Annotated in this window: 31 protein-coding genes, 1 tRNA gene and 2 pseudogenes; 16 read left to right on the top strand and 18 right to left on the bottom strand. The window is 65.1% G+C overall.

What is annotated here, in order from left to right; genetic code table 11:
• The first annotated feature begins 13 nt into the window (after positions 1–13).
• From GT370_RS12340 to GT370_RS12305, 8 genes are all read left to right on the top strand, one after another.
• Positions 14–1,351, top strand: coding sequence for a hypothetical protein (locus GT370_RS12340; protein ID WP_270183129.1), 1,338 nt, complete (start codon positions 14–16; stop codon positions 1,349–1,351).
• A 352-nt stretch (positions 1,352–1,703) separates the two neighbouring features.
• Positions 1,704–2,018, top strand: a complete 315-nt coding sequence (locus GT370_RS12335) for a hypothetical protein (protein WP_008494326.1) — start codon at positions 1,704–1,706, stop codon at positions 2,016–2,018.
• 11 nt (positions 2,019–2,029) lie between these two features.
• On the top strand, positions 2,030–2,716 hold the full coding sequence (locus GT370_RS12330) for a hypothetical protein (RefSeq protein ID WP_240376615.1): 687 nt from the start codon (positions 2,030–2,032) through the stop codon (positions 2,714–2,716).
• 151 nt (positions 2,717–2,867) lie between these two features.
• The gene (locus GT370_RS12325; RefSeq protein WP_008494328.1) at positions 2,868–3,263 is read left to right on the top strand and encodes a hypothetical protein; all 396 of its coding nucleotides are present in this window, start codon (positions 2,868–2,870) and stop codon (positions 3,261–3,263) included.
• The gene (locus GT370_RS12320) at positions 3,260–3,886 is read left to right on the top strand and encodes a hypothetical protein (RefSeq protein ID WP_008494329.1); all 627 of its coding nucleotides are present in this window, start codon (positions 3,260–3,262) and stop codon (positions 3,884–3,886) included. The genes GT370_RS12325 and GT370_RS12320 overlap by 4 nt, the downstream gene beginning before the upstream one ends.
• 252 nt (positions 3,887–4,138) lie before the next feature.
• Positions 4,139–4,405, top strand: a complete 267-nt coding sequence (locus GT370_RS12315) for a helix-turn-helix transcriptional regulator (protein WP_240376617.1) — start codon at positions 4,139–4,141, stop codon at positions 4,403–4,405.
• Between the two features lie 99 nt (positions 4,406–4,504).
• Complete coding sequence (locus GT370_RS12310) at positions 4,505–5,725, top strand: site-specific integrase (RefSeq protein ID WP_008494333.1); 1,221 nt, start codon at positions 4,505–4,507, stop codon at positions 5,723–5,725.
• Between the two features lie 95 nt (positions 5,726–5,820).
• Complete coding sequence (locus tag GT370_RS12305; protein WP_008494334.1) at positions 5,821–6,084, top strand: hypothetical protein; 264 nt, start codon at positions 5,821–5,823, stop codon at positions 6,082–6,084.
• A 184-nt stretch (positions 6,085–6,268) separates the two neighbouring features.
• Here GT370_RS12305 and GT370_RS12300 read toward each other — a convergent pair whose 3' ends face one another.
• The 3 genes from GT370_RS12300 to GT370_RS12290 all read right to left on the bottom strand — a co-directional run bounded on the left by GT370_RS12300 (position 6,269) and on the right by GT370_RS12290 (position 7,944).
• On the bottom strand, positions 6,269–6,721 hold the full coding sequence (locus tag GT370_RS12300) for a hypothetical protein (protein WP_270183128.1): 453 nt from the start codon (positions 6,719–6,721) through the stop codon (positions 6,269–6,271).
• Positions 6,721–7,572 (bottom strand): HAD family hydrolase, encoded by an 852-nt coding sequence (locus tag GT370_RS12295; protein ID WP_039885185.1) that lies wholly within the window; start codon positions 7,570–7,572, stop codon positions 6,721–6,723. The genes GT370_RS12300 and GT370_RS12295 overlap by 1 nt, the downstream gene beginning before the upstream one ends.
• Before the next feature lie 135 nt (positions 7,573–7,707).
• On the bottom strand, positions 7,708–7,944 hold the full coding sequence (locus tag GT370_RS12290; protein ID WP_270183127.1) for a hypothetical protein: 237 nt from the start codon (positions 7,942–7,944) through the stop codon (positions 7,708–7,710).
• Between the two features lie 111 nt (positions 7,945–8,055).
• Between GT370_RS12290 and GT370_RS12285 the strand changes: the two genes are divergently transcribed.
• Both GT370_RS12285 and bla read left to right on the top strand, forming a co-directional pair.
• Entirely contained in the window at positions 8,056–8,313 is a 258-nt protein-coding gene (locus GT370_RS12285; protein WP_270183126.1) for a helix-turn-helix transcriptional regulator, read from the top strand.
• Between the two features lie 66 nt (positions 8,314–8,379).
• A complete protein-coding gene (bla, locus tag GT370_RS12280; RefSeq protein ID WP_039885186.1) occupies positions 8,380–9,237 on the top strand; it encodes a class A beta-lactamase in 858 nt (285 codons plus the stop codon).
• 155 nt (positions 9,238–9,392) lie between these two features.
• On the opposite strand, the gene GT370_RS12275 is transcribed toward bla, so the two are convergent.
• From GT370_RS12275 to GT370_RS12205, 15 genes and pseudogenes are all read right to left on the bottom strand, one after another.
• Positions 9,393–9,469 (bottom strand) — tRNA-Arg (locus tag GT370_RS12275).
• 54 nt (positions 9,470–9,523) lie between these two features.
• Positions 9,524–10,629 (bottom strand): annotated as a pseudogene (gene leuB, locus GT370_RS12270) (3-isopropylmalate dehydrogenase).
• A 2-nt stretch (positions 10,630–10,631) separates the two neighbouring features.
• Positions 10,632–11,246: a 3-isopropylmalate dehydratase small subunit gene (gene leuD / locus GT370_RS12265; RefSeq protein ID WP_008494342.1), complete on the bottom strand. Its 615-nt coding sequence runs from the start codon at positions 11,244–11,246 to the stop codon at positions 10,632–10,634.
• Positions 11,246–12,649 (bottom strand): 3-isopropylmalate dehydratase large subunit, encoded by a 1,404-nt coding sequence (gene leuC / locus GT370_RS12260; RefSeq protein ID WP_008494343.1) that lies wholly within the window; start codon positions 12,647–12,649, stop codon positions 11,246–11,248. Before leuC ends, leuD begins: the two co-directional genes overlap by 1 nt.
• A gap of 234 nt (positions 12,650–12,883) precedes the next feature.
• Positions 12,884–13,270: a 50S ribosomal protein L19 gene (gene rplS / locus GT370_RS12255; protein WP_008494344.1), complete on the bottom strand. Its 387-nt coding sequence runs from the start codon at positions 13,268–13,270 to the stop codon at positions 12,884–12,886.
• A gap of 27 nt (positions 13,271–13,297) precedes the next feature.
• A pseudogene (gene trmD, locus GT370_RS12250) lies at positions 13,298–13,998 on the bottom strand (tRNA (guanosine(37)-N1)-methyltransferase TrmD).
• Entirely contained in the window at positions 13,995–14,534 is a 540-nt protein-coding gene (rimM, locus tag GT370_RS12245) for a ribosome maturation factor RimM (RefSeq protein WP_008494346.1), read from the bottom strand. Before rimM ends, trmD begins: the two are co-directional and overlap by 4 nt.
• Before the next feature lie 29 nt (positions 14,535–14,563).
• The gene (rpsP, locus tag GT370_RS12240; RefSeq protein ID WP_008494347.1) at positions 14,564–14,911 is read right to left on the bottom strand and encodes a 30S ribosomal protein S16; all 348 of its coding nucleotides are present in this window, start codon (positions 14,909–14,911) and stop codon (positions 14,564–14,566) included.
• A 27-nt stretch (positions 14,912–14,938) separates the two neighbouring features.
• A complete protein-coding gene (ffh, locus tag GT370_RS12235) occupies positions 14,939–16,312 on the bottom strand; it encodes a signal recognition particle protein (protein WP_008494348.1) in 1,374 nt (457 codons plus the stop codon).
• Positions 16,313–16,515: 203 nt separating this feature from the next.
• Positions 16,516–17,273 (bottom strand): IS5 family transposase gene (locus GT370_RS12230; protein WP_270183125.1). Its coding sequence is split into 2 segments (ribosomal slippage): positions 16,516–16,955 and positions 16,955–17,273, totalling 759 coding nucleotides; the frame shifts between segments, so codons are not numbered across the junction.
• 186 nt (positions 17,274–17,459) lie between these two features.
• Positions 17,460–18,071 carry a response regulator FixJ gene (fixJ, locus tag GT370_RS12225; RefSeq protein WP_008494349.1) on the bottom strand — a complete coding sequence of 204 codons (612 nt, stop codon included), beginning with the start codon at positions 18,069–18,071 and terminating at the stop codon, positions 17,460–17,462.
• Positions 18,068–19,204 carry a sensor histidine kinase gene (locus GT370_RS12220; protein ID WP_008494351.1) on the bottom strand — a complete coding sequence of 379 codons (1,137 nt, stop codon included), beginning with the start codon at positions 19,202–19,204 and terminating at the stop codon, positions 18,068–18,070. The genes fixJ and GT370_RS12220 overlap by 4 nt, the downstream gene beginning before the upstream one ends.
• A gap of 248 nt (positions 19,205–19,452) precedes the next feature.
• A complete protein-coding gene (gene hisM, locus GT370_RS12215; RefSeq protein WP_008494352.1) occupies positions 19,453–20,157 on the bottom strand; it encodes a histidine ABC transporter permease HisM in 705 nt (234 codons plus the stop codon).
• Positions 20,154–20,864: an ABC transporter permease gene (locus GT370_RS12210; RefSeq protein WP_008494353.1), complete on the bottom strand. Its 711-nt coding sequence runs from the start codon at positions 20,862–20,864 to the stop codon at positions 20,154–20,156. The genes hisM and GT370_RS12210 overlap by 4 nt, the downstream gene beginning before the upstream one ends.
• A 64-nt stretch (positions 20,865–20,928) precedes the next feature.
• Positions 20,929–21,744, bottom strand: a complete 816-nt coding sequence (locus GT370_RS12205) for an ABC transporter substrate-binding protein (RefSeq protein ID WP_008494354.1) — start codon at positions 21,742–21,744, stop codon at positions 20,929–20,931.
• Positions 21,745–21,960: 216 nt separating this feature from the next.
• Here GT370_RS12205 and GT370_RS12200 point away from each other — a divergent pair, with 216 nt between their 5' ends.
• The 6 genes from GT370_RS12200 (at position 21,961) to GT370_RS12175 (ending at position 26,642) form a co-directional block, all read left to right on the top strand.
• On the top strand, positions 21,961–22,371 hold the full coding sequence (locus tag GT370_RS12200; protein ID WP_008494355.1) for a transcriptional regulator: 411 nt from the start codon (positions 21,961–21,963) through the stop codon (positions 22,369–22,371).
• Between the two features lie 103 nt (positions 22,372–22,474).
• Positions 22,475–23,068 carry a helix-turn-helix domain-containing protein gene (locus GT370_RS12195; protein WP_008494356.1) on the top strand — a complete coding sequence of 198 codons (594 nt, stop codon included), beginning with the start codon at positions 22,475–22,477 and terminating at the stop codon, positions 23,066–23,068.
• Positions 23,069–23,132: 64 nt separating this feature from the next.
• Entirely contained in the window at positions 23,133–23,999 is an 867-nt protein-coding gene (locus GT370_RS12190; RefSeq protein ID WP_008494357.1) for a metal ABC transporter solute-binding protein, Zn/Mn family, read from the top strand.
• 240 nt (positions 24,000–24,239) lie between these two features.
• Positions 24,240–25,046, top strand: coding sequence for a metal ABC transporter ATP-binding protein (locus GT370_RS12185; RefSeq protein ID WP_039885301.1), 807 nt, complete (start codon positions 24,240–24,242; stop codon positions 25,044–25,046).
• Position 25,047: 1 nt separating this feature from the next.
• Positions 25,048–25,875 carry a metal ABC transporter permease gene (locus tag GT370_RS12180; RefSeq protein ID WP_240376619.1) on the top strand — a complete coding sequence of 276 codons (828 nt, stop codon included), beginning with the start codon at positions 25,048–25,050 and terminating at the stop codon, positions 25,873–25,875.
• Positions 25,872–26,642, top strand: coding sequence for a metal ABC transporter permease (locus GT370_RS12175; RefSeq protein WP_008494362.1), 771 nt, complete (start codon positions 25,872–25,874; stop codon positions 26,640–26,642). The genes GT370_RS12180 and GT370_RS12175 overlap by 4 nt, the downstream gene beginning before the upstream one ends.
• The last annotated feature ends 8 nt before the right edge of the window (positions 26,643–26,650 follow it).

The following is a 26,650-nucleotide window of genomic DNA, read 5'->3' as shown; positions in this document are numbered from 1 at the left end:
AAACCAGGCGCTGGTGAGGCTGCTCGCCGAATTTGGCGTCAACCGTTCAGAGACGCTCTTCAGCTATCTGGCACCGCATCTTTTGATCGAAGCCACGACCCGGGGCACGCCGACCGAGGTGAGGCACCTCGCGCACTACAGCCAGCGCCGCAATGCCTGCTACGTCTTCAACCAGGCGGGGCTCATCTACAAGATCACGCCCGCCGGCATTGAGGCCGTGGAGAATGGCGCGGACGGCGTCCTCTTCCTGCAAGAGCCCGAGGCGGAACCGTTCTACATGGTAGATGATTTCGACCCGGACATGCGGGATGAGCGCGGGCGCGATCCGATCCAGCGCATGTTGGAGAACGGCCTGAGCCTTGAGCCCGGGCTCATGACCCCCGCGCAGGGGCTCGCGCTGCTCCGTTATTGGATTTGGGCGCGGTTCTTCCCCGAATTGATGCCGACCAAGCCGATCCTCGCCCTTGTTGGCGAAAAGGGCTCCGCCAAGACGGCGGCGGCGAAGCGGATTGGCACGATGTTCTTTGGCCGCAACTTCGATGTCGCGTCGATGACCGATGACGTGAAAGATTTTGACGCCGCGATCTCGGCTACCGCCCTTCTCGTGGCGGACAATGCCGACACCGATCGCAAGTGGCTGGCGGACAAGCTCGCCACCGTGGCCACCGGCGGCAGGGTCAAGAAGCGGGTGCTCTACACGACGAACACGATGGCCTCGATCAAATCGATCGCCTGGGTGATCCTCACCTCGAGGACGCCTCATTTCAAGCGCGATGACGTGGCCGAGCGCCTGCTGCTGCTGCGCACCAGGCGCCTGGAGAGTTTCCGGGGGCTGTCTGAGCTGGACCGCCGGACGGTCGAGGAGCGGGCGGTGCTGATGACCAACCTGCTGCACGATCTGGCCGAGGTGACGCGCGCGATGCGCGATCACGGCGATGACGATATCTCCGGCGATGTTCGCATGGCGGACTTCTACGCCTTCGCGGTGCGGGTCGCCCGGTACCGAGGCGAGGAGGATGAGGTGCAGGAGGCGTTCCGGCGGCTCCAGCGCGCCCAGGTGGGCTTCGCCGCTGAGGGCGACCCCATCGCCGCCCTGCTGGAGATATGGCTCAGAACGCCCGCCAACGCCGGCCGGTGGATCAGGGCGGCGGCGCTGTACCGGGAGCTCTGCGAGGCCGGCGAACGGCACAGGCGGCCGATGCCGGAGGGCATGGGGGAGCGGAGCTTCTGCCACGCCCTGGCGCATTCCCTGGAGGCACTGCGCGAGCGTTTCACCATCCAGGTTCAGTCCCGGAAGAACACCGCCGAATACAGCTTCCGCCACCTCGCGGAGGCGGCGGAGGACATCTAGGCCAGTGGCTGCCCGCCCTGCGGCGGGCGGCGCGGCGTGGTGGGTGGAAAGGTGGAAAGATTGGATGGAAAAACGGTGCTGGATTTTTTCGGTGGCCTGGCGAGACCGTTTTTCGCTGCGTCTCCAACTCTTCGCTGTCGTCTTTTTCGTCGATCAGTTTCCACCTTTCCACCCTGAGCCCCAGAGGGGTCCAGCCAGATGCTCTGGCTGGGTGGAAACGCTGTGGAACTGGGGTGGTACCGCTGCTCCCCTCCACCCCGGGCGCATGTCATGGTTTCGCCCGCGCGGTGCGGGCCCAGCAACCCCGGTCGGCACGGGATGGCCAGCCTTTGAGGGCTGGCCGTCCCGCGCCTTGGAGACCATCGACATGACCCAAATCCCAGCCCAGCTCCGAACCTTGGACGAACTGATCCGCCAGCACGCCGAGGGCCACGATTTGCCCCGGCACGTGCCGCATTTGCGCCTGGCCGACGCCCTGGCGCGCGGTGACGATCCGTTGCGCTTGATTGAATACTTCCGCGATCTGGACAGGAAGGTCGAGAATCTCGAAGATCTCTTCGCCGCCTGCGCCGATCCCGACGAGGAGGAACTCGAAGCCTTCCGCGTCGAGGAGGGCATCGCCGTCTATCTCGTTCCGGACGGGCAATGGGCGGTCTTCACCAAATGAAGGAGGCGGCCATGGAATCCAGCACCCAAACCGCACCCGCCAGGCCCGCGTCCACCGCCAAGGGCGGAAGCGGGCGCGACAATGTCGCGTGGCGCACGACCAGCGCCGGACGCAACGTCGCGCTCCTCACCACCGACCTGATCCCGGGCCGGCCGCTGCGCCTTTGGGGCGCGGCGGTCGAGACCTCAGACGGCGGTGCGTTCGTTCGCCTCGCCAAACTTGGCCCGTACGATGGTTGGAGCATCGGCCAGCTCTTGGCCGTGGCGCTGGCCCGGTTCGAGGCGGAGCAGGCGCATTCCGGCGAAGCGGTTGTGGCCGAGATCGTCCGCCATCTCGACCGCGCCGCCGCCATGCACCGCGAGCCGCAGGATGGCTGGGCGGTGCCGCCGGTCTCCTTCGAGCCGGCGCCGCCGGGCAGCCCGGCCTCGCCGTTTCCATGGAGCCTGGCCAGGGCTGGGCGGTTCTCCATCCAGATGTGCCCTGACGCCGAGGCGCGGCAGCGCGGCGTTTCGCCTGAGCAACTTTTGCTCCTGATCGAACTGGCGCTGAGCAGTTGGTTGCCGGTCACGCCGTGGAGGAGGACCTGCTGGCAGGCGCGGCGCGCGGTGCGCGTGGCGCTGGCCTTGGAGGCGGAGCGGGCCAGTGCGCGCTGGGCGGCGCATTTGGCTGATTGCGACGCCGAGCCGGGCCCGGGCTGAACCGGACGGCGCATCGGCGCCAACGCCCAACCACTCAACCGCATGTGATGCTCTCGCCCAGGCCGTTGCCGGCCCGGGAGATCCATCCACCCCGAACCAGCAGGAAGCCCCGTCCGCAAAGGCGGGCTTCCTGCGTCTGGAGCCCCATCACATGGACCAACATGAGACCCACACGCTGGAAGAGCTGCTGCGGCGCTACTCCAGCATCGAGAAGCTGCCAGAGGTGCGGCGGATCAAATTCGACGAGGCCGTGCGCACCGGCGAGGACCCGCTCAGCATCGTCAGGTATTTTGCCACGCTCGGCATCGCGGTGCGCGAGCCGGCCGACCTGTTCCGCCTCAACGACGATCCCAACGAAGAGGAGATCAACGCCTTCAAGATTCCCGAGGGTGTGGCTGTGTCCGTTGAAAGTGATGACCTCTGGCTGGTGTTCGAGGTGGACAGCGCCAGTATGTCTGATCTGGCCGAGATGGATGGAACCGAAACGGTCTCCTCCGCCAGTACGGCGTCAAATACGCCAAGCCTGGAAGGGAATGCAGGCCGATGATCGATTTCTCCGACGACGAGATTCTCGCGGAGCGCCGCACGGCCGACGGCAAGCGCTTCCTGTACTTCCTCGGCACCGACGTGCTGCCCTACTGGGAGCAGCGCTTCTGGACCGTCGTGCTCGACACCGGCGCGGACGGTGTGGGCGTTCCAGTTCGCTACGGCACCGTCGCCTCCGCCTCGGTGGGCTGGACGCTGCGCCAGTTGCTCTGCATCGCGCGGGCACGCATGACCCTGGAGCAGGCGCGGGCGCCGGAGGGCGGCGCCCTCGCCGTGCTGGAGGCGCTGGGCAAGGCGATCCGGCTGCTGCCGCCAGGCGACCCCCTGGGCGGCGGCGTCAGCTTCGCGCCCGGCGTTCTGCCCTCGCCCTATGGCTGGACGGAGGCGCGAAGCGGCGAGCTGGACCTCGTCCTCTGCCCCGACCCGGAAAGCCGCGATGAGGGCATCGTGCCAGAGCAGCTCATCATCGTCGTCGACGAGGCGCTGCGGGAATGGGCGGAGCGGGCGCCGTACATCTCCCGGCTTTGGACCTGCCGCAACGCCGTGCGCGAGGCCCTGGCGGCCGAGATCAGGCGCGTGCGGCTCGCGCGCGTGGCGGCGGGTGAAGCCGGTGCGGCCGGGTAGGGCCGGGGCCAGCGAAGAAGGCATGGCCGAATAGGGCCGGGACAGGCAGCAAGGCCGGGTGTACGGATTGGTTGCCAACGCGCCTCGCGGGTTTTGAACCTGCAAGCGCGGCTCTGCCATCTTCGTCGCCGGCCAACGCGGACCGGCGATGGCCTTAGGCGGCAAAGTTGGGCGGTCGAACACCTCCATGGACGAGCCGGGGCAAGCACGCCCCGGCGCCAGATATGGAGACAATTCGACATGGCCAAGCACATGACTACCGCTGCCGAGACCGGTGACAGCGCGACCAGCACGATCACCGCCGCCGAGAACGCCGAGCCGGCGCCGCCGACGAAGCTGCTCACCGCCCGCCAGGCGGGTGAGCTGCTCGGCGTTTCGTCGGAGACCTTGGAGCGCTGGCGCGGCGCCGGCACCGGGCCGGCCTTCATCAAGCTCTCGGGCCGGTACATCCGATACCGCCAGGACGATCTGGAGGCTTTCATCAAGGCCCGGCGCTGCCAGAGCACGGCGCGGGCATAGCCGTGCGCCCTCCCGGCAAGAGGCCCGCGACCGGGGGCGTGAAGCCCCAGCGCGCGGGCGCTCCCCATGACCCCCACGCCCAGAAATGGAAGGACCACCATGCCCGCCGTCACCATCACGCGCAGCTCCGTGCAAAAGCTGCCGCCGCTGCCCAAGGGCACGGCCAAGCACCGCGTCTTCGACAATAGGCTGGTCGGCTTCATCGCCGAGCAGCGCAGAAGCACCGTGACGTTCTACTTCCGGTACAAGGACGCGCGCGGCCGCCAGCACGAGGTCCGGCTAGGCCGCCTTGGCGACGTCACCGTGGACCAAGCCCGCAAGCGCGCCGAGCAGTTGAAGGTCGAGGTCTCCTTGGGCGGCGATCCGGCGGCGGAGAAGGCAAAGCTCAGGGCCGTGCCAACGGTCGACGAGTTCGTCCGCGACAGATACCTGCCGCACGCGCGGGAGCACCAGCGCTCGGCGCACAACACCGAGGCCTACCTGCGCAAGCGCATCCTGCCCGCCCTGGGCAAGAAGGCGCTGGACGAGGTGACGCAGGCGGACGTCGTCGAGCTGCGGCGCAAGCTCGTCGCGGAAGGTCTTGCCGCGGGCACGGTGAATCGGCATTTGGCATGCGTCCGCGCCCTGTTCAACTCGGCGCTCCGGTGGCAGCTGTACGAGGGCAAGAACCCGGCCGCCTCGCCGGGGATGTTGCGAGAGCAGCACCGCGACAAGTACCTGAGCCCAGGCGAGACCCGGGCGCTGGTCAAGGCCCTCGACGCGGACAAGGACGAGACGGCGGCGGCGGTGCTGGCCCTGCTGATCGTCACGGGCGCGCGCCGGGGCGAGGTGCTGAACGCCACCTGGGAGAACGTCGACCTCGAGCGCTGCATCCTCACCGTGCCGCGCTCGAAATCGGGCCGCACGAGGCACATCCCGCTCTCGCCGGTCGCCGTGGCCATCCTCCAGCGCCAGCTCGCCAAGCGGGCCATCCACCCGGAGAACCCACACGTGTTCCCCAGCGCCCGCCGGGCCGGGCAGCCGGTGGAGGGCGTGCGCGGCGCGTGGCGGCGGGCCAGGGTGGCGGCGGGGCTGCCGGAGGATCTGCGCATCCACGATCTGCGGCACAGCTTCGCCAGTGCCCTGGCCAATTCCGGCACGCCGCTGAACGAGATCGGCACGGTGCTGGGCCACAGCCAGCTCAGCACGACCCAGCGCTACGCCCACCACGCCCCGCAGCGCCTGATCGACACCGCAACCACCGCCCTGCGGGCATGGAACCTACTGCCCGAGGCAAAGCGGGCAGCAACGGTGGAGAAAGACGTGCGGGATGCTGCCTGACCCAAACGGGCGGGCCAGAACCGAAACGAGGAAGGGGAAGGCGCCGAAGCGCCTTCCCCTTCCATCGCCGAATCAGAAACTCGAAAGGAACCACCATGCAGAACGAGAAGAACCAGCTCTCCACCGCCGAGATTGCGCCCCACCGTGGGCAGCCCCCAGCTCCGGAGGCCAGAAAGCGCGGCCTCTGGAACCGCCTGCCGGTCGCGGCGAAGACCATCCTCACCCTGCCGGTGGTGATGGCGTTGCTGGGCGCCGAGGTCGAACTGCGCCTGGCGCCCCAGCTCGACCTCGTCCTCACCGTCGCCGGCGTCTGCGCCATGTGGGCATGGTTGTCTGGCGGGCCTTCGGGCGTGACCTAGCTAGTAACTTTGGGCTTTATCGTATTCGCTTTGGTTGAGCAGGGTGATGAGGTACCCATGCCACTGGCTGGAGAGAAAGCCGGTGCACCACTACTAGCAGCCTTGATCGTTGGTTCTACCATTGATTTTAGTTGAGGACGAAGCCCAAAGCCGACGACGCAAGCGACGACTAGCAACGCAATAATTAATGTGCAGTAGAAAATGTCCATCTTGCGTCCAGAACGGATTTTGGCCTTGAACACCCATAGCTTGAATGGACTCTTGGCCGAGATTTCTGACCCGAGATCCACTTTATAGCCAAGGTCTTTAAGAGCAGTTTCTGCGTCAATGCCGGCCTGAACCGAGCCTTGCAATAAGCGATGGTACCATAGTCTGTCCATGAAATAGAATGCGAGTAGCGGGAGGATGGCAGAAAAGACAACAAGTCCGGCAATAGATATTCCGATCCCGAAGATCTTGATGATGCCGCCATTTGTAATCGCATATCCCCCATGCCAAGGAAAGCGCCCGTGATAATCAGGGCGAAGTTGCGGATACGCAGTTCAAGGTCGTTGAAGTGCTGCTGTACGTCGACGATCTTTTTCCAGATTTCAATTTGGCCCGCTGCTAGCGGCGATGGTGTATCGGAATCGGCCATCAGGGTGCTTCAAATAGTTTAAGAATTTGTGCAAAGTTCTTATCTAGAACATGGGTCGGCACCACCTCCCCAAGTTTCAAGGCATTGCGTTCACGCTCGACCATTTCAGGGGTCCAATGCGTGACCTTCCGCAGCAATTCGTATTCGGGTTTGTGTTGGCTTGCGCCATAGCGCGCGTGGACATCAGCCACGCCAGCCTGTTGAGCCATGAGAACGTCCTTGAGAATATTGTCTCCGACATACACAACTTCGTCGATGGACACAGACAAGTCAGAAATAATCTGGAGTAAAATGTCAGGATTCGGCTTCAGCTCTCCTTCGGGAGTGTAGCGATGGATCGTGTGCTTAAATGTGTAGCTTTCGGGTTCATAATACCTAGTGTCAGAAGTGTCCTCTGGCATGCTGTGATCTTCCGGAGAGTATAGATAGTCAACCAGACCATCTAGGCCTAGCTTGCGGAAGCGGTAGTTGGTGTAGAAAGCTTTGGACTCCGTGAAAGCGACAATAGGTACGCCCGAAGTCTTTAAGATTTTTAGTGTATCCTCAACGGTTGGGTAGAGTTGTAAAGCGCGCCGCCGAGCTTCACGAAACGCGTCAATAGCAGGTGCCATGACAGCTAGAACGTTGCTGCCGTACAATTCTCGCAAGCAGGGCAATTCGCCAAGTAACCGCGAGTACTCGCTAGTGCCATACTTTTGGTGAATGACACTGCACTGCGCATAGAGCATTTCAGGGTCGACACCAGATATCTCGATCACTTTCGCAATCATTGCCGAAAAGGTCTGATACCAAAGGTCCTGCCAGTCCAGCAAGGTATTGTCGACGTCGGTGATGAGTACGCGCTTTTGCACCAATTTTGGTATCCACTACAGCTTTGGAGGACGTGGGTATCTATGTGCAATCACTAGCTGAGGCTAATCGTTCCGACAATCACCTCGTCGATTGGTCATAATTGGATGAGGTAATTCAACGTGGTGGTTGAGACCTCAGCCCGGCTCCCGCGGCACGGCTTCCGCAGGCGCACATGCAGCCCTGCCCGGGAACGCCACCAGCCACATGAAGACGAACGGCCCGGCCAGGGGGATGAACAGCGCGGCCAGCCGCCAGCGCCGCAGGCCCAGCAGGGTGAGCAGCCTGTTGGCCGGCATCAGGGCCATCATCACCCCGAGGCAGGTGATCCCGACCAGCAGGGCCGCCGGCGGGATCACGCCGGCCCGCGGCACCCGCGCGCCCACCCCGAACCTGTCCCGATCTTCACAATCATGGGTCCATTATGCGTGGAATAATAGGCCTTCGCAATATGTGGTCGCCCGACCATGGACGCGCGGGAGAGAGTGGCGGTGAACATCAGGCGGCTTCGCGTCGAGCGCGGGGTGTCGCAGGAGGCGTTCGCGGTCGACGCCGGCGTGGACCGGACCTACATGAGCCGGATCGAGCGGCGCCTTGAGAACCCGACTTTGACGGTGCTGGAGAAGATCGCGGCGGCGCTGGGGTGGAGATCGCGGCGCTGTTCGCCGACCCCGGCCCGGGTGGCGGGGCGCCGCCCTCGCTGCCGGCGGGGCGGAAGAGGAAGAGAGCGTAATGACATTTGAACCGAGCGGCGGTGTTCGCTGCAAGCCGTCGGCCAAGCGGTGCGCCGGACTGGAAGGCATCTCGGCATGAAGATGCCTCGCCGTATGCTCCTCGCGGCTCTGCCCGCGCTCTATGCCTCATCCGCCCAGGCGGATGAGGCGACCAGTTTCCTGGCGGAGAGCGAACGCAAGACCGGCGGGCGCATCGGCGTCCACGCCCGCAACCTCGCCACCGGGCGGACATTGTCCTGGCGGGCTGACGAGCGCTTCGTGATGTGCAGCACCTTCAAGATGTCGCTGGTGGCCTGCGTGCTTTCGCGCGTGGACAAGGGCGATGAGCAGCTCGGCCGCTTCGTCCACTACGGCGTGGCGCAGATCTCCAACTACGCGCCGGTTGCGCGGCTTCATCTTGCCGAGGGCGGCATGACGGTCGAGGCCATGTGCCAGGCCGCCATCGAGGTCAGCGATAATACCTGCGCGGATCTGCTCCTGATGAGCGTTGGCGGCCCGGCCGCGCTGACCCGCTTCTGGCGGGGAGAGGGCGATGAAGTGACGCGCCTCGACCACACCGAGCCGCGCCTGAATTTCTCGCCGCCGGGCGACCCGCGGGACACGACCACGCCCGCCGCCATGGCGGGAGACCTCCAGCGCTTCCTGCTGGGCGATGCGCTCTCCCCGACCTCGCGCGCGCGGCTCACAGGCTGGATGCTGAACTGCCAGACCGGCGGGGCGCTGCTGCGCGCCGGCCTGCCCAAGGGCTGGGAGGTGGCGGACAAGACGGGCAACAACGGCAAGGACGCGCTGGGCGACATCGCGGTGGCGTGGCCAGCCCCGGACAGGCCGATCGTCATCTGCGCCTACACCCAGGGCGGACACCCGAAGCCGGAAATCCTGCCGCCCATCCTCGCCGGCGTGGGTCGGATGGTCGGGGCGGAATTGGCCTGACGCTCCGGCGCGCATGCCGGCGCCGCCGCAGCTTCCCACCGGGCGAACTGCGGCGTTCCGCGACCGTTGAGGGGATAGTGGTGGGCGGCGCCAAAACGCCAGCGGGCCGGTGCGCCAGGACCGACCCGCTTTCGCTTTATTTTCAAGGAATTAGTTGGCGCGCCCGAAGAGATTCGAACTCCTGACCCTCAGATTCGTAGTCTGATGCTCTATCCAGCTGAGCTACGAGCGCGCGGTGGGCGGGGTGTAACCGAAGCGTCTTGCGCAGGCAACCCCCACCTTAAAATTAAATCGCCTGCAGCTCTGCGAGCAGCGCATCCCCCATTTCCGCTGTGGAAAGGACGGCGCGGCCGGGAGCGGCGATGTCAGGCGTGCGGCCGGCCTTGGCCAGAACGCGCTCCACCGCGGCCTCAATGGCGGCGGCATCCTCGTCCATGTCGAAAGAGTAGCGCAGCATCATCGCCAGGCTCAGCACCTGCGCCAGAGGGTTCGCCTTGGCCTGACCGGCAATGTCCGGGGCGGAGCCGTGGATCGGCTCGTAGAAGCCCGGCAGGCGGCCGGTGGCGTCCTTGGCGCCCAGAGTCGCGGAGGGCAGCAGCCCCAGCGAGCCGGTGAGCATCGCCGCGAGGTCAGACAGCAGATCCCGAACAGATTGCCGGTGACGATGACATCGAACTGCTTCGGGTTCTTCGCCAACTGCATCGCGCAATTATCGGCATACATGTGGCTCAGCGCCACATCCGGGAATTCGTCCTGCTGCAGCTTGGTCATCACCTGGCGCCAGAGCAGGCCGGATTCCATCACATTGGCCTTCTCCACGCTGCACACGCGATTCTGCCGCTTGCGGGCCAGCTCAAAGGCCACCCGGCCGACACGCTGGATCTCGCCTGTGGTGTACACCTCGGTATTGATGCCGCGCTGGGTGCCGTCCGGCAGCGTCTCAATGCCGCGCGGCTCGCCGAAATACACCCCGCCCGTGGCTTCACGCACGATCATGATATCCAGCCCGCGCACCAGATCTGGTTTGAGCGAGGAGGCATCCACCAGCGCGTCGAACACTTTCGCCGGGCGCAGATTGGCAAACACCTGCAGCTCGGCGCGCAGCTTCAACAGCCCGGCCTCAGGGCGGATGTCAAATGGCACCTTGTCCCATTTCGGGCCGCCGACGGAGCCGAACAGCACCGCATCCACGCCCTTGGCCGCGGCCAGCGCGGCATCGGTCAGCGGCACGCCATGCGCGTCGATGGAGGCGCCACCCACCAGCTCCTCGGTGATGGCGAAGCTGGCGCGCTTGCTCTCCTGCAGCCAGCCCAGCACGCGTTTGGCCTGGGCCATCACTTCGGGGCCGATGCCGTCGCCCGGCATCAGCAGCACACTCTTATTGGCAACCATGATTACGCTCCCTGAATTTTCGGCGTCCAGGCCGGGATTTTCGACTCATAGGAATCGATCGCGGCCGCGTGTTCCAGCGTCAGCCCGATATCGTCGAGCCCGCCAAGCAGGCAATGTTTGCGGAACGGGTCCACCTGGAAGGGGATCTCCTCGCCATTCGGGCGCACCACCATTTGCCGCTCAAGGTCCACGGTCAGACGGGCATTGCCGCCCATCGCCGCGTCCTCGCGCAGCTTCGCGCAGATCTCTTCCGGCAGCGCGATCGGCAGGATGCCGTTCTTGAAGCTGTTATTGAAGAAGATATCCGCGAAGCTGGGCGCGATGATGCAGCGAATGCCGAAATCCAGCAGCGCCCAGGGGGCATGCTCGCGCGAGGAGCCGCAGCCGAAATTATCGCCCGCCACCAGGATCTGCGCCTTGCGATAAGGCTCCTGGTTGAGCACGAAATCGGCCTTGTCCGAGCCGTCGGCATTATAGCGCATGTCAGCGAACACGCTCTTGCCAAGCCCGGTGCGTTTGATGGTCTTCAAAAACCGCGCCGGGATGATCTTGTCGGTATCGATATTATCGATGTTCAGCGGCGCGGCGATCGCGGTGAGGGTGGTGAACTTATCCATCAGATCAGCTCCCGGACATCGGTGATCACGCCGGTCACGGCGGCGGCGGCGGCCATGGCCGGGGAGAGCAGGTGGGTGCGCCCGCCCGGCCCCTGGCGGCCCTCGAAATTACGGTTGGAGGTGGAGGCGCAGCGCTGGCCTGGCGTCAGCTTGTCCGGGTTCATGCCCAGGCACATCGAGCACCCGGCCTCGCGCCACTCAAACCCGGCCTCGGTGAAGATCCTCGCCAGACCTTCTTCCTCAGCCTGCTGCTTCACCAGGCCGGAGCCCGGCACCACCAGCACCCGCACGCCCGGCGCCACATGCCGGCCCTTGGCCACATGGGCGGCCGAGCGCAGATCCTCGATGCGCGAATTGGTGCAGGAGCCGATGAACACCACGTCAATTTTGGTGCCTTCGATCTTCTGCCCGGCCTCTAGCCCCATATAGCTCAGCATCCGCTCCATCTGGGCGCGCTTGGCCGCGTCCGGCTCATCCGCCGGGTTCGGCACGCTGCCGGTGACGGGAATGACGGTCTCCGGGCTGGTGCCCCAGGTGACCTGCGGAATGATATCTTCGGCCCGCAGCTCGACGATCTTGTCGTAATGCGCGCCCTCATCGCTCGGCAGGGTCTTCCAATAGGCCACGGCGGCGTCGAAATCCGCCCCCTTCGGCGCGAACGGCCGGCCCTTGATATATTCAAAGGTCACCTCATCCGGCGCCACCAGCCCGGCGCGCGCGCCGCCCTCGATGGACATGTTGCACATGGACAAACGCCCCGCCATGTCTAGCGCGCGGATGGCCTCACCCGCGAACTCCATCACATAGCCGGTGCCGCCGCCGGTGCCGATCTTGCCGATCACCGCCAGCATGATGTCCTTGCCCGAGCAGCCCTCCGGCAGCTTGCCATCCACGCGGATCAGCATGTTCTTCGCCGGCTTCTGCAGCAGCGTCTGGGTGGCGAGCACATGCTCCACCTCCGAGGTGCCGATGCCAAAGGCCAGCGCGCCCATCGCGCCATGGGTGGAGGTGTGGCTGTCGCCGCACACAATCGTCATGCCCGGCAGCGAAATGCCCTGCTCCGGCCCGATCACATGCACAATGCCCTGCCGCACGTCCGACATCGGGAAGTACGTCACCCCGAAATCCTTGACGTTCTGCTCCAGCGTCGCAATCTGCAGCGCGCTCTCGGGCTCGTTCACTTCGGTCAGACGCTCAGCACTCGTCGGCACGTTATGGTCGACGACGGCGATGGTGTTCTCCACCCGGCGAACCTTGCGGCCCGCCATGCGAAGCCCCTCAAATGCCTGCGGGCTGGTTACCTCATGAACGAGATGGCGGTCGATATAGAGAACGCACGTGCCGTCCTCCAGCCGATCCACCACATGGGCATCCCAAATCTTGTCAAACAACGTCCGCGGCATCGTCTTCAGGCCTCCTCAAAGTAAGAAAGCCCAGGGGGCAGCTGCCCCTGGACCCCCGCAAAGGGCCGAGAGGCCCTTTGATCCCATAAATTCGGGTCTGGGAAAGGGAGGGCCGGCAAAAGCCCTCTCCACGCTAGATGGTGGATCGGCCCTCCCTTTCCCAGACCCGGGTGGGTTCCAAGGGCCTTCCGGCCCTTGGTGGGGGTGCAGGGGGTGAAACCCCTGCGGTCTTCCTTACTGAGCGGCCTCGGTCGTGGTGACCTCGCGGGCCTTCTCGGCGATGCGAGCGGACTTACCGCGGCGGCCGCGCAGGTAGTAGAGCTTGGCGCGGCGTACGTCGCCGCGGCGGATCACGTTGATCTCCGCGATGATCGGGGCATAGAGCGGGAACACGCGCTCCACGCCTTCGCCGTAGGAGATCTTACGGACGGTGAAGGAGGAGTTCAGGCCACGGTTGGAGCGGGCGATGCACAGGCCTTCGAAGGCCTGGATACGGGAGCGCTCGCCTTCCTTCACGGTCACGTTCACGCGCAGCGTGTCGCCGGGGGCGAAGGCCGGGATGGTCTTGGTCTCGGTCAGCTTCGCGATCTGCTCAGCCTCGAGGGTCTGGATGATGTTCATGGGTTAGGTCCTTCTCGAAACGGGTGTTTAGGGTGCTGGCGCACCGGTTGCAACAAATTGGGCATAGAGGTCGGGTCGGCGGGTTTTGGTGATGGCGATGGCCTGGTCCTGCCGCCAGCTGGCGATGGCGGCATGGTTGCCGGAGGTGAGCACCTCTGGCACCGCGCGGCCGTCCCATTCGGCGGGGCGGGTGAAATGCGGGTATTCCAGCAGCTTCTGAGAAAAACTCTCCTCCGTGCCGCTTTCCGCATGGCCCATGACGCCGGGCAGCAGGCGGACTACCGCATCCAGCAACACCAGAGCCGGCAGCTCGCCCCCGGAGAGCACATAGTCTCCGATGCTGATCTCCTCGCCCCGCGTGCCTCGATCACGCGCTGGTCGATCCCCTCGAACCGGCCGCAGACCAGGATCACACCCGGTCCGTCCGCCAGCTCGCGCACCTTCGCCTGGGTGAGAGGCGCGCCGCGCGGGGTGAAGAAGATCAGCGGGCGGTCATCCGCGACGCTGGAGATGGCGGCATCCACCACATCCGGGCGCAGCACCATGCCGGCACCGCCGCCGAAGGGTGTGTCGTCCACCGCACGGTGGCGGCCCAGCCCGAATTCACGGATATCCGTGGCCTGCAGGCTCCAGGTGCCGGCTTCCAGCGCCCGCCCGGCGAGGGACTCGCCCAGCGTGCCGGGGAACATGGCGGGAAACAGGGTCAGCACATCGGCGCGCCAGTTCATAGGCTGGGCTCCTCGGTGTTGGCCGTGTCGTCCTTGGCCTCGATCTCTAGCGGCGGGTTCACCACCACATAGCCATCGGCCAGCTTCACCACCGGCACGCAGGCCCGGGTGAAGGGGATCAGCAATCCGCCGGGGGTCAGCTCCAGGCTCGCACCGGCACCGTAATCCAGCACATTGCCGATCTTGCCCAGCACCTGGCCTTGCTCATCCTGGGCATTGAGCCCGATCAGATCGGCCAGGTAGAACTCCTCCTCCTCGGTCTCCGGCAAAACGGAGCGGGGCAGGAACAGCTCGACATTGGTCAGGCGCGCGGCAATGTCACGGTCGGTGATGCGGGTGCGGGTGGAACCTTCGACCGTGCTGATCCAGGCGACATTGTCATGCGCCCAGTCGAGCGCGAAATGCCGGCCCTTGGCGTCGACAAGCACATGCTGGCTGAGGAGATCGGGCTCCTCCCCGTAAGCGTGCACGCGCACTTGCCCGCGCACGCCATGCGGCTTGCCAATCACGCCCATCAGGATCAGCCGGTCTTCCACACTATGCCTCTGTCTATGCCCTCAAAAGCTCAAGCGGCGGCTTCGGCCTTGGCCTTGGCGGCGGCGCGCTCCTGGGCCTTCTTCTTCGGCGCGGACTGCTTCGGCTGCTCGGCATAAACAGGGGCCTTGATCAGCTCGGCCTTGGCCAGGAAGCGGGCGACGCGGTCGGTCGCCTGGGCGCCATTGGAGAGCCAGTACTGCAGGCGCTCGGTCTTCAGCAGCACGCGCTCGGCATGCTCGGCCGGCAGCATCGGGTTGTAGGTGCCGACGCGCTCGATGAACTTGCCGTCGCGCGGCGCGTTCGCATCGGCGATCACGATATGGTAGAACGGGCGCTTCTTGGCGCCGGCGCGGGAGAGGCGGATTTTAACAGACATAGAGACTCCTTGGTTTCATCGTAAACGTTAAAAGGGTTTGCGGCCGCCCTTGGCGCCGCCCATGGCGGCCTGCATCTGGCGCATCATCGCCTCAGGCCCACCCATCTTGTTCATCCGCTTCATCATGGTCGACATATCGTCGAACTGCTTCAGCAGCTTGTTCACCTCCTGCACCGAGGTGCCGGAGCCGGCCGCCACGCGCTTCTTGCGGCTGGCCTTCATGATATCCGGCGCCCGGCGCTCGGCCGCCGTCATCGAGCCGATGATGGCGAGGTGGCGCTTGAACACCGTCTGGTCGAGATTCGCATCGGCGATCTGTTGCTTCATTTTGCCCATGCCGGGCAGCAGCCCAAGAATCCCGGACATCGAGCCCATCTTGGAAATCTGCTTCAGCTGCGAGGCATAATCGTCCAGATCGAACTTGCCCTTCGCCATCCGCTTGGCGAGCTTCTCGGCCTCGGCCTTGTCGATCGTCTCGGCGGCCTTCTCGACCAGCCCGACAATATCGCCCATGCCGAGAATCCGCCCGGCGATCCGCTCCGGGTTGAATTCATCCAGCGCATCCAGCTTCTCGCCCTGGCCGATCAGCTTGATCGGCGCGCCGGTGACCGCGCGCATGGACAGCGCCGCACCGCCGCGCGCATCGCCATCCAGCCGCGTCATCACGATGCCGGTAATGCTCACCGCTTCGTTGAAGGCGGTCGCGGTGGTCACCGCGTCCTGGCCGGTCATCGCGTCCACGACCAGCAGCGTCTCCACCGGGTTCACCGCAGCGCGGATCGCCTTCACCTCCTCCATCAACGCCAGGTCGATGGACAGGCGCCCGGCCGTATCCAGGATCACCACATCGTAGGATTCGCGCCGTGCCGTATCCATGGCGCGGTTGGCGATCTGCAACGGCGTCTGCCCGGCGATGATCGGCAGGCTGGTCACCTCGGCCCGCTGGGCGAGCTGTTCCAGCTGCAATTGCGCGGCCGGGCGCTGCGTATCCAGGCTGGCCAGCAGTACCTTCTTGCGCTCGCGGGTGCGCAGGCGGAGCGCGATCTTGCCGGAGGTGGTGGTCTTGCCGGAGCCCTGCAGACCCACCATCAGGATCGGCAGCGGGGCGGGGGCCAGCAGGTTCAGCGGGGCGGGCAGCCCGCCCAGCGCCTCGATCAGCGCGTCATTGACGATCTTGACGACCATCTGCCCCGGCGTGACCGAGCGCAGCACTTCCGCGCCCACCGCCTGCTCGCGCACCTTGGCCACGAAATCCTTGACCACCGGCAGCGCCACGTCCGCATCCAGCAGCGCCAGACGGATTTCGCGCAGCGCCTCGGTGACGTCAGATTCCGACAGCGCCCCGCGACGGCGGAGCCTGTCGAAAATATCACTGAACTTGCCCGACAGATTGTCGAACATCAGGTCAAACTCCACTCCTTGCGCGCCCCGCCGGGCTCGGGCACATCAGATGCCGCCAGCCCACGCAACGCAAAACGCGCCGTGGTGCGAACACTCGCAGCACGACGGTTTTTTCCAGGGCCGAGCCTGTGCGCCCCTCAAGCCCCAGAGTCAAGCCTGGGCGGCGATGGGGGCGGAAAAACCACGCTAGGTCGTGTCTGCATTCATCGTAGCCAAATCATGGCGCAAGCGAGATGTACGAAGCCCATGAAGGCTTTGATGGTTTTTTCGCATCTGAGGGCGATTCTGCGGAAGCGTTTGAGTTTATTGAAGAAGCACTCGACCTGATGGCGCTCCTTGTAGAGCCTCCAGTCGATTGGGGGGCTTATGGCGCGGCTGGGATTAGCCTTGATCTGAGCGGTTGCACCGAGATCATTGGCAATGAAAGCGCGTAGGGGATCTGCGTCGTAGGCAGCGTCAGCGATGACATGACCAACACCCTGCAACCCATCCAGCAGGGCTTCCGCCTGTGGGCAATCGCCGTGATGTCCCGGCGTCGGGTGGATGCGCAGCGGCAAGCCAAGTGCATCGACCGCGGCATGGAGCTTGGTCGTCAGTCCGCCGCGTGAACGCCCAATGGCGGCAGCTTCAGCCCCCCTTTTGCCCCTGCCGCATCGGCATGGACTTTCGAGATGGTGCTATCAATCAGGACGTATTCAAAATCCGGCGTATCCGCCAGGGTTTTGAATAGCGCTTCCCAAACGCCCGCATGAGACCAACGCCGGAACCGCGCATGTACCGCCGTCCATTTGCTAAACATCTCCGGCAAATCTCGCCAACGCGCCGCATTGCCAGCCATCCATAAGATCGCATCAACAAAAAGTCGGTTGTCCACCCCGCTTCGGCCAGGGGTGCCAACACGGCCAGGCAAGTGACCCTCAATGCGGTTCCATTGTTCGTCCGTCAGTGTCCGTCTGCTCAAGGCAAGAACCCTCCTCAAGCCTTGAATCAGAAATCACAAACAAAGGGAATCTATGAATGCAGACACGACCTAGAGCGTATTCCGTTCACGTTGGTGCACGGAACACGCTCTCGCTTTTTGTTCGAGCGAGCAACTTTATCCGATCAAACGAGTCCGTTTGATCGGATGTTGCTCTAGCGGGGGCGGTCAGGGTGCGGCGCGGGCGGTGAGCACCATGCGGACCAGATCCGGCAGGCTGCCGGCCTGCATCTTCTCCATCAGGTTGGCGCGGTGGATTTCCACCGTGCGGGCGCTGATCTTGAGGTCATAGGCGATGCTCTTATTCGGCAGCCCCTGCACCAGCCCGTCCAGCACCTCCGCCTCGCGCGGGGTGAGGCGGCGCAGCCGGGCGAGGATGGCCTCGGCATCCGCCGCGCCGGCCAGGGCGCGGGCCTGGCGGGCGAAGCCTTCCTCCACCGCCGCCAGCAGGGTGTCGTCCGAGAAGGGCTTCTCGATGAAATCCACCGCCCCGTTCTTCATCGCCGCCACCGCCAGCGGCACGTCGCCATGGCCGGTGATGACGATGACCGGCAGGAAGATCCGCCGTTCGGTGAGGGTGCGTTGCAGATCCAGCCCGCTCAAACCCGGCATCCTTACATCGGTGACGATGCAGCCCGGGGCGAGCGGGACGGGGCTGTCCAGGAAGGCGCTGGCCGAGTCGTAGGCGCGCACGCTGTGGCCGGCGCTGGCCAGCAGAAACACCAGAGCGGCGCGCACCGCCTCGTCATCATCGATGAGATGGACGATGTTGGTGCTCATGCGGTGCACAAGGTGAAGGCGAAGAGGGTGCCGCCGCCGGGGCGCGGCTCTGCCCAGAGCTTGCCACCATGCGCCTCGATGATGGTGCGCGAGACCGAAAGCCCCACCCCCATGCCGCTCGCCTTGGTGGTAACGAAAGGCTGGAAGAGCTGGGCCGCGACCTCCGGGGCGATGCCGGGGCCGGTATCGGCGACTGAGATGCGCACCATCCCATCGGGCAGCGGGGCGGTCTCGATCTGCAGGGTTTTGACTTCACTGCCCTGCATCGCCTCCATCGCGTTGCGGATCAGGTTCACCAGCACCTGCTGGATCTGCACCTTGTCGGCGATGACGACGGGGCAGTCCGGATGGAAGCTGAAGCCGACATGCACCCCGCTTTCGCGCGCCCCGATCAGCGCCAGGGCGCTGGCTTCCTCGATCAGCTTGGGCAGGGTTTCGCGCTGGCGCTCGGTGGCGCCGCGGGTGACGAAGTCGCGCAGGCGGCGGATAATCTGCCCGGCCCGCAGCGCCTGCTCGGCGGCGCGCTCGATGCCGTCCTGCAGCAGCGCCGGGTCGGCAGCGCCGCGCGCCAGCAGGCGTTTGCAGCCGCTGAGATAGGTGGCGATGGCGGTGAGCGGTTGGTTCAGCTCATGCGCCAGGGTGGAGGCCATCTCGCCCATGGCGGTGAAGCGCGACATATGGGCGAGCTCGGATTGCAGCTCATGCAGCCTTGCCTGGGTTTCCTGGCGCTCGGTGAGGTCGCGCACGAAGCCGGTGAAGACGCGCCGCGCCCCCATCGCCGCCTCGCCGATATAGAGCTCCATCGGGAAGGTGGTGGCATCGCGGCGCTGGCCCATTACCACGCGTGAGGCGCCGATGATGCGTTTCTCGCCGGTGGTGAGGTAGCGGGAGAGATATTGGTCATGCTGCTCGCGATAGGGGGAGGGCATCAGCAGGCTGACATTGCGGCCGGTGAGCTCGGCCTCCTGGTAGCCGAAGAGCTTTTCGGCGGCGGCGGAGAAAGAGATGATGTCGCCCTGCCCGTCGATCACCACCATGGCGTCGGGCACGGTCTCCAGGATGGAGCGCAGATGCGCTTCGCGGTCCAGCCAGGCGGCGTCTGCCGGGGCATGGGTGGAGGGCTTGGTCTTCATGCTCCCTGGTGGCGTTGTTGTGCAGCCACTCTAACCCGGGCCGGCAGCGAAACACAACCGAAGGCGGTGCCTGAAACAGCCCGCTGAAAAAAGTTGTAAAAGTTTTTTGGGTGCCGCCTTTTGTCCAAAAAAGGCGGCGAAAACGTCTGGGGTGGAGGCGACGCCGGTGCCTCCACCCCAGACGTTTGTGGGGACTTTTTGAAAAAAGTCCCCGCACCCCCAAAAACTTTTGATCATTTTAAAGGGCTTTAAGTGCCCAGATGCGCCAGGAAATGCCGCTCTGCCCGGCGGAAGCAGAAGATCAGGGTGAAGGAAATGCAGAGATAGATCATCGCCGCCAGCCCGAACGCATCGAACGGCGCGTAGGTGGCGGTATAAGCGTCATTGGCCACTTTCAGAATGTCCGGCACCGTGGCGGTAAAGGCCAAGGTGGTGGCGTGCAGCATCAGGATCACCTCATTGCTGTACATCGGCAAGGCGCGGCGCAGCGCGGAGGGGATGATGATGCGCCGGTAGAGTGTGGCGCGCGACATGCCATAGGCGCGCCCGGCCTCGACCTCGCCAAAGGCGGTGTCACGGATGGCACCGTAGAAAATCTCGGTCGTGTAGGCGCCGGTATTCAGCGCGAAGGAGAGCAGGGTGCAGTTCAGCGCGGAGCGGAAGAAATGCGCCAGCGGCGGCGTGTCATGGACGAAATGCAGCCCATAAATGCCGGTATAGATCAGCAGCAGCTGGACATAGAGCGGGGTGCCGCGAAAGATGAAGCCATAGAGCCAGACCGGGCCCCAGATCAGCGGATTTTTGGAATTGCGCGCGATCGCCAGGGGCAGCGCCAGGCAGAAGCCGATGGCGCATGAGATGATCAGCAGCCACAACGTCATCGCCACGCCGGTCATCTGGTAGCCGTCGGAGACCAGCAGCGCCAGGCCGTAATGCTGGAGAATATAGATCATAGCACCGCCTTGCGCACGCCGATCATGTATTTGCGCTCCAGCAGCAGCAGCACGCCGTTGGAGATGATGGTGAGCACCAGATAGACCGCCCCGGCGATGCTGATGAAGTAGAAGGTTTCGAAGGTGGCCTCGCCGGCCTGCTGGGCGATTTTCACCACATCGGTGAGGCCGATGATCGAGACCAGGGCGGTGGCTTTCAGGATCACCTGCCAGTTATTGCCAAGGCCGGGCAGGGCGTAGCGCATCATCTGCGGGAACAGCACCCGGCGAAAGACCAGGAAGGGGCGCATGCCGAACGCCCGCGCGGCTTCCAACTGGCCCTTGGGCACCGCCATGAAGGCGCCGCGAAAGGTTTCGGTGAAATAGGCGCCATAGATGAAGCCCAGCGTGATGACGCCGCTGGTGAACGGGTCGAGATTGAATTCCAGATCCACCGCGTTTTGCAGATTATCGATCCAGTCGGTGAGATCGTTGATCCAGATCTGCAGCGAATAGAAAATCAGCAGCATCAGCACCAGGTCGGGCACGCCGCGGATCAGGGTGGTGTAGAGCGTGGCCAGGGTCCGGGCGGTGCGGTTCCTGGAGAGCTTCGCCGAGGCGCCGATGAGGCCGAGCAGGAAAGAGACCACGAGCGAGAGCAATGAGAGCTCGATCGTCGTGATGGTGCCGGCGAGAAGTTGCGGCCCGTAGCCACCGAGATTGAACATGCTCCAGCCCTGTAGCGAAAGCCGGCCCCGGCGCAAAGATGCCGGGGCCGGATGGTCTTGAGAATCAGGGCGCCTGCTTGGCGGCGGCGGCGTTGTAGATGCTGAAGTTGAAATACTTCGCCTGCAGCTTCTTGTAGGTGCCGTTCTTGTGGATCTGCGCGATCGCCCAGTCGATCTTCTTCAGCAGCGCCGGCTCGTCCTTGCGCACGCCGATGGCGATGTAGGAGCCCAGCACGTCCTTCGGATCGGAGGTGACATTGCCGGCCAGCGCGTAATCAGCGCCCTTCGGGGTCTTCAGGAAGCCGTAATCGGCCTCGACGCTATCCTGCAGAGAGGCATCCAGACGGCCGGAGAGCAGATCGGCATAGACCTGATCCTGGCCCTGATAGGAGACGACGTTGACGCCGTTCGGCTGCCAGTAGGTCTTGGCATAGGTCTCCTGGATGGTGCCGGCCTCGACGCCGACGGTCTTGCCCTTCAGGCTCGCCGCGGTCGGTTGCAGGCCGGAGCCCTTCTTGGCGATCAGGCTGGTCGGCTCGTCATACATCTCGGAGGAGAAGGCGACCTGCTTGGCGCGCTCCGGGGTGACGGTCATCGAGGACAGGATCGCGTCGAACTTGCGGGCTTCCAGCGCCGGGATGATGCCGTCGAAGGACTGGCTCACGAACACGCATTTCACCTTCAGCTCGGCGCAGATGGCGTTGCCGAGATCGATGTCGAAACCCTGGAACTGGCCCGAGGAGGAGAGGCTCTCGAAGGGCGGGTAGGTGGCGTCGACGCCGAACTTGATTTCCTTGAAGTCCTTGGCCGAGGCGGCCACGGGCGCCAGGCCGGCGAGCAGACAGGCGGCGGCAATGGCCGGCGCGAGGAATTTTTTCATGTTGTCTCCCATGTTTGACAGACCGCCCCGGCCCGCCTGCCGGGATGCGGTTTCAATGACATTACCCGATTAAAATCACAGCGCAATCACCTGTTTGCGGTTCAAAACGTCGTGAAGTTGCGGTGTATCAAGGCAGATGCCGGGCGGGGCGGACAAGGTGAGGGCGAAAATGCCTGTTGAGGCGGCAGCGCAGCGTTGAAGAGGGGTTGGGAGCATATGGCCGAGTCACGGCCGCTGGTGCTGGTGCATTCGGATGAGGAGCCGGTGGGCCAGGCCTTGCGTTTCGCGCTGGCGCTGGAAGGGGTGGAGGTCGGGCTCTGCGCCAGTGGGAGCGCGTTGCTGGCGCGGCGGGATCTGTCCCTCGCCGTCTGTCTGGTGCTGCGCCATGCGCCGCCGCAGCTGGATGGCTGCGCCCTGGCCGCCTTGGTGCGCCAGGCGGGCGTGGCGGCCAGGGTGCTGCTGCTGGCGCCGTCTCTCTCGCCGCAGATGCAGGCGCAGGCCCGGGCGGCCGGGGTGTGGCTGGTGCTGGAAACCCCGGTGCAGGGCGATGTGCTGGTGGAGACCATCGTCGCCTGCGTGCCGGGGCGGCGGGACTACGTAGAATCCCTTAAGGAACAAACCGGATAGCGAGGCGGCGCGGCGCGGCGCTAGATCCCTCTGTCTTTGAGGGGATCGCAAAATGTCAGTCACCATAATGAGGTCGCAAGCGCCGCAATTTCGGGTCCCACCGATGGTGCCGGGCCGTCCGGCCCCGCAGCACGCCGCCCCGGTTCTGCATGTGGCGGCGGAGGCGAGTGTCTTCAGCCAGGGTGATGCGGCGCGCTGCATGTACCGGGTCGTCTCCGGGCTGGTGCGGGCCTGCGCCTTCCAGGCGGATGGGCGCCGGCATATCGATGCCTTCTACCGGCCGGGCGATGTGTTTGGCTTCGAGCTGAACGGCGTGCACACGCTCTGTGCCGAAGCGGTGAGCGACTGCACGCTGGTGGCGCTGCGCCAGCCGGCCCTGCAGAGCGACCCGCAGGAAGCGGCGCAGCTTTATCATTACGCCATGCAGGCGCTGCAGCGCGCCCAGACCCATGCGCTGCTGCTCGGCCGCTGCAACGCGCCGCAGAAGCTGGCGCATTTCCTGCTCGACCTGCCCGCCCTGGGGCCGGTGGTGGAGCTGGTGACCTCGCGCCAGGATATCGCCGATTATCTCGGGCTGACGATCGAGACCATTTCCCGCACCTTGTCGCAGCTGGAGCGCGACGGGGTGGTGAAGCTGATCTCGGCGCGGCGGATCCAGTTTCTCGACAAATCCCGGCTGGAGGCGCTGACCCGCTAAACAGGCTGGACGAATGAGATGATATAATATATCAATCCCAGACGTGACGTTTGGGAGTTGGCGTATGCTGTTTCATCGTATCGGTTTGGCGCTGGTTTTTGGCCTGGCCGGGCATCTGGCGATGGCGCAGCCCGTGCTGCATGCGGTCGGGCTGGAAAATCAATATGCGGACGTGCTGGCGCAGATCGGCGGGCCTTATGTAAAGGTGAGCGCGATCCAGTCCGATCCGAACACCGATCCGCATGAGTTCGAGGCGACGCCGCGTATCGCCGCACAGTTCCGCAAGGCCGATCTGGTGGTGGAAAACGGGCTGGGCTACGATTCCTGGGCGGCGCAGCTGCTGAAGGGCGGCCATGCCAAGCTGTTGAGCGCGCAGGCGCTGCTGAAGCTGCCCGATAGCACGCCCAACCCGCATCTCTGGTACCGCACCGATACGATGCCGGCCGTGGCGGCCGCCGCGGCGGCGTTTTTCGAGGCCAAGGACCCGGCGCACAAGGCGCAGTATCAGGCCAATCTGAAAGCTTTCGATGCCGCGCTGGCGCCGTGGAAGGCGGAGATCGCCAAGGTGAAGGAGGATTATGCGGGCGCGCCGGTGGCGGTGACGGAGCCGGTGGCGGATGATCTGCTGCAGGAGGCCGGGTTGAAGATCATGACGCCGTTTTCCTATGAGCTGTCGGTGATGAACGATACCGATCCGGCGCCGCAGGATGTGGCGGCGGAAGAGGCGCTGCTGCGCGACAACAAGGTGAAGCTCTTTGCCTATAATGAGCAGGTGACGGACCCGCAGACCGAGGCGCTGCTGGCGCTGGCCAGGCAGCACCAGGTGCAGATTGTGCCGGTCTATGAGCTGATGCCGAGCAGCGCCAAGCATTACCAGGACTGGATGCTGCAGGCGACGACGGCGCTGAATCGGGCGCTGGCCGCGAAGTAAGGGCTTGACCTTTCAACGCCCCGCTCTGAAGTAGCGAAAGTTTTTGGGGGCGTAGGCGGCGAAGGTTCCGCCGCTGCGTAGCGGCGGTGGAAGGCCGTCGGAGGGGTGGGGACTTTTTTCAAAAAGTCCCCACGAAGGCCTGGGGGTGGCAATCGCGTTGCCACACGTCACGGTTTTTGCCGCTTTTTTGAAAAAAAGCGGCACCAAAAAACTTTTTGTTTTTTATTCAAGGACTCATTGGTGGATCAGCCGGCACTCGAAGTTACCGATCTGGCCGTCGCCCATGGCGGGCGCGAGGTGCTGCGCAATATCAGCTTCGCGCTGCCGCGGGGCAGTTTCTGCGGGCTGATCGGCGCCAACGGTGCTGGCAAAACCACGCTGCTGCGCGCGATTCTGGGGCTGCTGCCCGCCTCCGGGCAGATCCAGGCCGGCGGGCGGATCGGCTATGTGCCGCAGAAAATCGTGCTGGAGCCGGATCTGCCGGTGCGGGCGAAGGATTTCGTGGCGCTGGGGCTGGATGGGCATAAATTCGGCTTCGCGCTGCCCTCGCGCGCCCGGCGCGCGGCGGTGGCGGCCGCCTTGCAGGCGGTGGAGGCGGAGGGCTTCGCCGAGCAGCGCATCGGCCGGCTTTCGGGCGGGCAGCAGCAGCGTGTGCTGATCGCCCATGCGCTGGTGCGCCAGCCGGAATTGCTGCTGCTGGACGAGCCGCTGGCCAATCTGGACATCAAGGCCGCCGCCGAGATCGTAGCGCTGCTGCGCCGGCTCTGCCGGGAGCGGCGGATGAGCGTGCTGCTCTGTGCGCATGACATGAACCCGCTGTTGCCGGTGATGGACCGCATTCTTTATGTCGCCAATGGCAGGGCGATCTGCGGGCCAGTGGAGAAGGTGGTGCGCACGGAAGTGCTCTCGAAGCTCTATGGCTACCATATCGACGTGATCCGCGTGCATGGGCGGGTGCTGGTGGTGGCCGGGCAAGGCGGGTTCGAACCGGAGGACGAGGCGTGCTGCGCGGAATGCGAGGCCGCGCACGTGACGGCCATCCCGTAAGATGATGGCGTTTCTGCAAAGCGGGCCGGTGCAGACCGCGCTGCTGCTGAGTGCGGCGGCCGGGCTGCTCTGCGGCGCGCTGGGGGTATTCACCGTGCTGCGCGGCCAGGCTTTTGCCGGCCATGCGCTTGCTGATGTCAGCTCTGCCGGCGGGGCGGGCGCGCTCTTGTTCGGGATTTCGCCGCTGCTGGGGTTTCTGCTGTTCGGCATCGCCGGGGTGGGGGCGCTGGAGCTGCTGCAGCCACGGCGGGCGGCGGCGCGGGATGAGGCGGCGGGCATCTTGCTCGGCGCCGGGTTGGGGGTGACGGCGCTTTTGCTGCATTTTTGCCTGACTGGCCATGGAGCCTCCGGGGCGGCGCAGGCGGTGATGTTCGGGGCGATGTTCTCCGCCCCGCCCGGCACCGCGCTCTGGGCCAGTGGGCTGGCGGGGCTGTGCCTGCTGGGGCTGGTGCTCATCGCTCGGCCGCTGCTGCTGGCCACATTTGATGCCGAGCTGGCGCTTGTGGCGAAGCTGCCGGTGCGTGCCCTCGGATTCGCATTTCTGGCGCTGCTGGCGCTGGGGGTGACGCTGGCGGCGATGACCATCGGCGCGATTCTGGCCACAGCCCTGCTGATCGGCCCGGCGGCGAGCGCCTTGCGGCTGGCCGGCTCGCCATTGCGGGCGGTGCTGCTCTCGATGGGGTTGGGGCTGGCCGCCTGCTGGGGCGGGGTGGTGTTGGCTTATGCTTCTTATGGCTGGATCCCGGGGCGGACCTGGCCGGTGAGCTTCTTCATCGTCGCGCTGCTGTTTCTGTTTCATGAGGCGGCGCGCTGGGGGCGCAGGGCATGAGCTGGCTGGCGGAAATCTGGCTGGCCACCAGCCTGGTGGCGCTGGCGGCCGGAGCGGCGGGATATTTCGTGGTGGTCCGCCGCGCTGGCTTCGCCGCGCATTCGCTTCCGATGGCGGCCTTTCCAGGCGCGGCGGCGGCCAGCCTGTTCGGCTTTCCGCTCTGGCTGGGGTTGGGCGGCTTCGCGCTCGGCGGGGCCGGGCTGCTGGCGCTGATGCAGCGCCGCGCCCGGCGGGATTCCGCCACCGCCTTGCTGCTCTCCGGTCTGCTGGCGCTGGGGGCGTTGTTCCTCTCGCTGTCCGGCCATTATGCCGGGTCGGTCTATGGGCTGCTATTCGGGCAGGTCTTCGCGCTCGGTCCGGCGGATCTGCCGGTGCTGGGGGCCATCGGGCTCTGTGTGCCGGTGGCGCTGTGGGGGGCGATGCGCCCGCTCAGCCTCTCCGCCCTCTCCCCGGAGCTGACCCGCGTGCAAGGCGGCAACCCGGCCCTGTTGGAATTTCTGTTCCTGGCGCTGCTGGCGTTGGCGGCGGGCTTCGCGGTGCCGGTGACCGGGGCGCTGCTGGTGTTCAGCCTGATGCTGGGGCCAGGGGCGGCGGCATCGCGGCTCTGTGCCCGGCCGGGCGGGGCGTTCCTGCTCTCGATGGGCTTGGCGCTGGGGCTGTCCTCGGTCTCGCTGGCGTTGGCGTATGTCAGCGACTGGCCGATAGGGTTTTTCACCGGGGTGGGCGCGGCTTTGGTTTATTTGGCGGCGCGGATGACGCGGGCCTGACAGCGCCG

Source organism: Acidocella sp. MX-AZ03 (genome assembly GCF_027626035.1).
In the GTDB taxonomy this organism is placed as follows: Bacteria; Pseudomonadota; Alphaproteobacteria; order Acetobacterales; family Acetobacteraceae; genus Acidocella; species Acidocella facilis.
Note: the sequence above shows the minus strand (reverse complement) of the source record. Positions and strands in the feature narration are given on the sequence as shown.

Coding starts and splice junctions, on each gene's coding strand:
- GT370_RS12330 (WP_240376615.1), top strand. CDS start 2,030: ATGGAATCCAGCACCCAAACCGCACCCGCCAGGCCCGCGTCCACCGCC.
- GT370_RS12325 (WP_008494328.1), top strand. CDS start 2,868: ATGGACCAACATGAGACCCACACGCTGGAAGAGCTGCTGCGGCGCTAC.
- GT370_RS12320 (WP_008494329.1), top strand. CDS start 3,260: ATGATCGATTTCTCCGACGACGAGATTCTCGCGGAGCGCCGCACGGCC.
- GT370_RS12315 (WP_240376617.1), top strand. CDS start 4,139: ATGACTACCGCTGCCGAGACCGGTGACAGCGCGACCAGCACGATCACC.
- GT370_RS12310 (WP_008494333.1), top strand. CDS start 4,505: ATGCCCGCCGTCACCATCACGCGCAGCTCCGTGCAAAAGCTGCCGCCG.
- GT370_RS12305 (WP_008494334.1), top strand. CDS start 5,821: ATGCAGAACGAGAAGAACCAGCTCTCCACCGCCGAGATTGCGCCCCAC.
- GT370_RS12300 (WP_270183128.1), bottom strand. CDS start 6,721: ATGGCCGATTCCGATACACCATCGCCGCTAGCAGCGGGCCAAATTGAA.
- bla (WP_039885186.1), top strand. CDS start 8,380: ATGAAGATGCCTCGCCGTATGCTCCTCGCGGCTCTGCCCGCGCTCTAT.
- leuD (WP_008494342.1), bottom strand. CDS start 11,246: ATGGATAAGTTCACCACCCTCACCGCGATCGCCGCGCCGCTGAACATC.
- leuC (WP_008494343.1), bottom strand. CDS start 12,649: ATGCCGCGGACGTTGTTTGACAAGATTTGGGATGCCCATGTGGTGGAT.
- rplS (WP_008494344.1), bottom strand. CDS start 13,270: ATGAACATCATCCAGACCCTCGAGGCTGAGCAGATCGCGAAGCTGACC.
- rpsP (WP_008494347.1), bottom strand. CDS start 14,911: ATGTCTGTTAAAATCCGCCTCTCCCGCGCCGGCGCCAAGAAGCGCCCG.
- ffh (WP_008494348.1), bottom strand. CDS start 16,312: ATGTTCGACAATCTGTCGGGCAAGTTCAGTGATATTTTCGACAGGCTC.
- fixJ (WP_008494349.1), bottom strand. CDS start 18,071: ATGAGCACCAACATCGTCCATCTCATCGATGATGACGAGGCGGTGCGC.
- GT370_RS12220 (WP_008494351.1), bottom strand. CDS start 19,204: ATGAAGACCAAGCCCTCCACCCATGCCCCGGCAGACGCCGCCTGGCTG.
- hisM (WP_008494352.1), bottom strand. CDS start 20,157: ATGATCTATATTCTCCAGCATTACGGCCTGGCGCTGCTGGTCTCCGAC.
- GT370_RS12210 (WP_008494353.1), bottom strand. CDS start 20,864: ATGTTCAATCTCGGTGGCTACGGGCCGCAACTTCTCGCCGGCACCATC.
- GT370_RS12205 (WP_008494354.1), bottom strand. CDS start 21,744: ATGAAAAAATTCCTCGCGCCGGCCATTGCCGCCGCCTGTCTGCTCGCC.
- GT370_RS12200 (WP_008494355.1), top strand. CDS start 21,961: ATGGCCGAGTCACGGCCGCTGGTGCTGGTGCATTCGGATGAGGAGCCG.
- GT370_RS12195 (WP_008494356.1), top strand. CDS start 22,475: ATGGTGCCGGGCCGTCCGGCCCCGCAGCACGCCGCCCCGGTTCTGCAT.
- GT370_RS12190 (WP_008494357.1), top strand. CDS start 23,133: ATGCTGTTTCATCGTATCGGTTTGGCGCTGGTTTTTGGCCTGGCCGGG.
- GT370_RS12180 (WP_240376619.1), top strand. CDS start 25,048: ATGATGGCGTTTCTGCAAAGCGGGCCGGTGCAGACCGCGCTGCTGCTG.
- GT370_RS12175 (WP_008494362.1), top strand. CDS start 25,872: ATGAGCTGGCTGGCGGAAATCTGGCTGGCCACCAGCCTGGTGGCGCTG.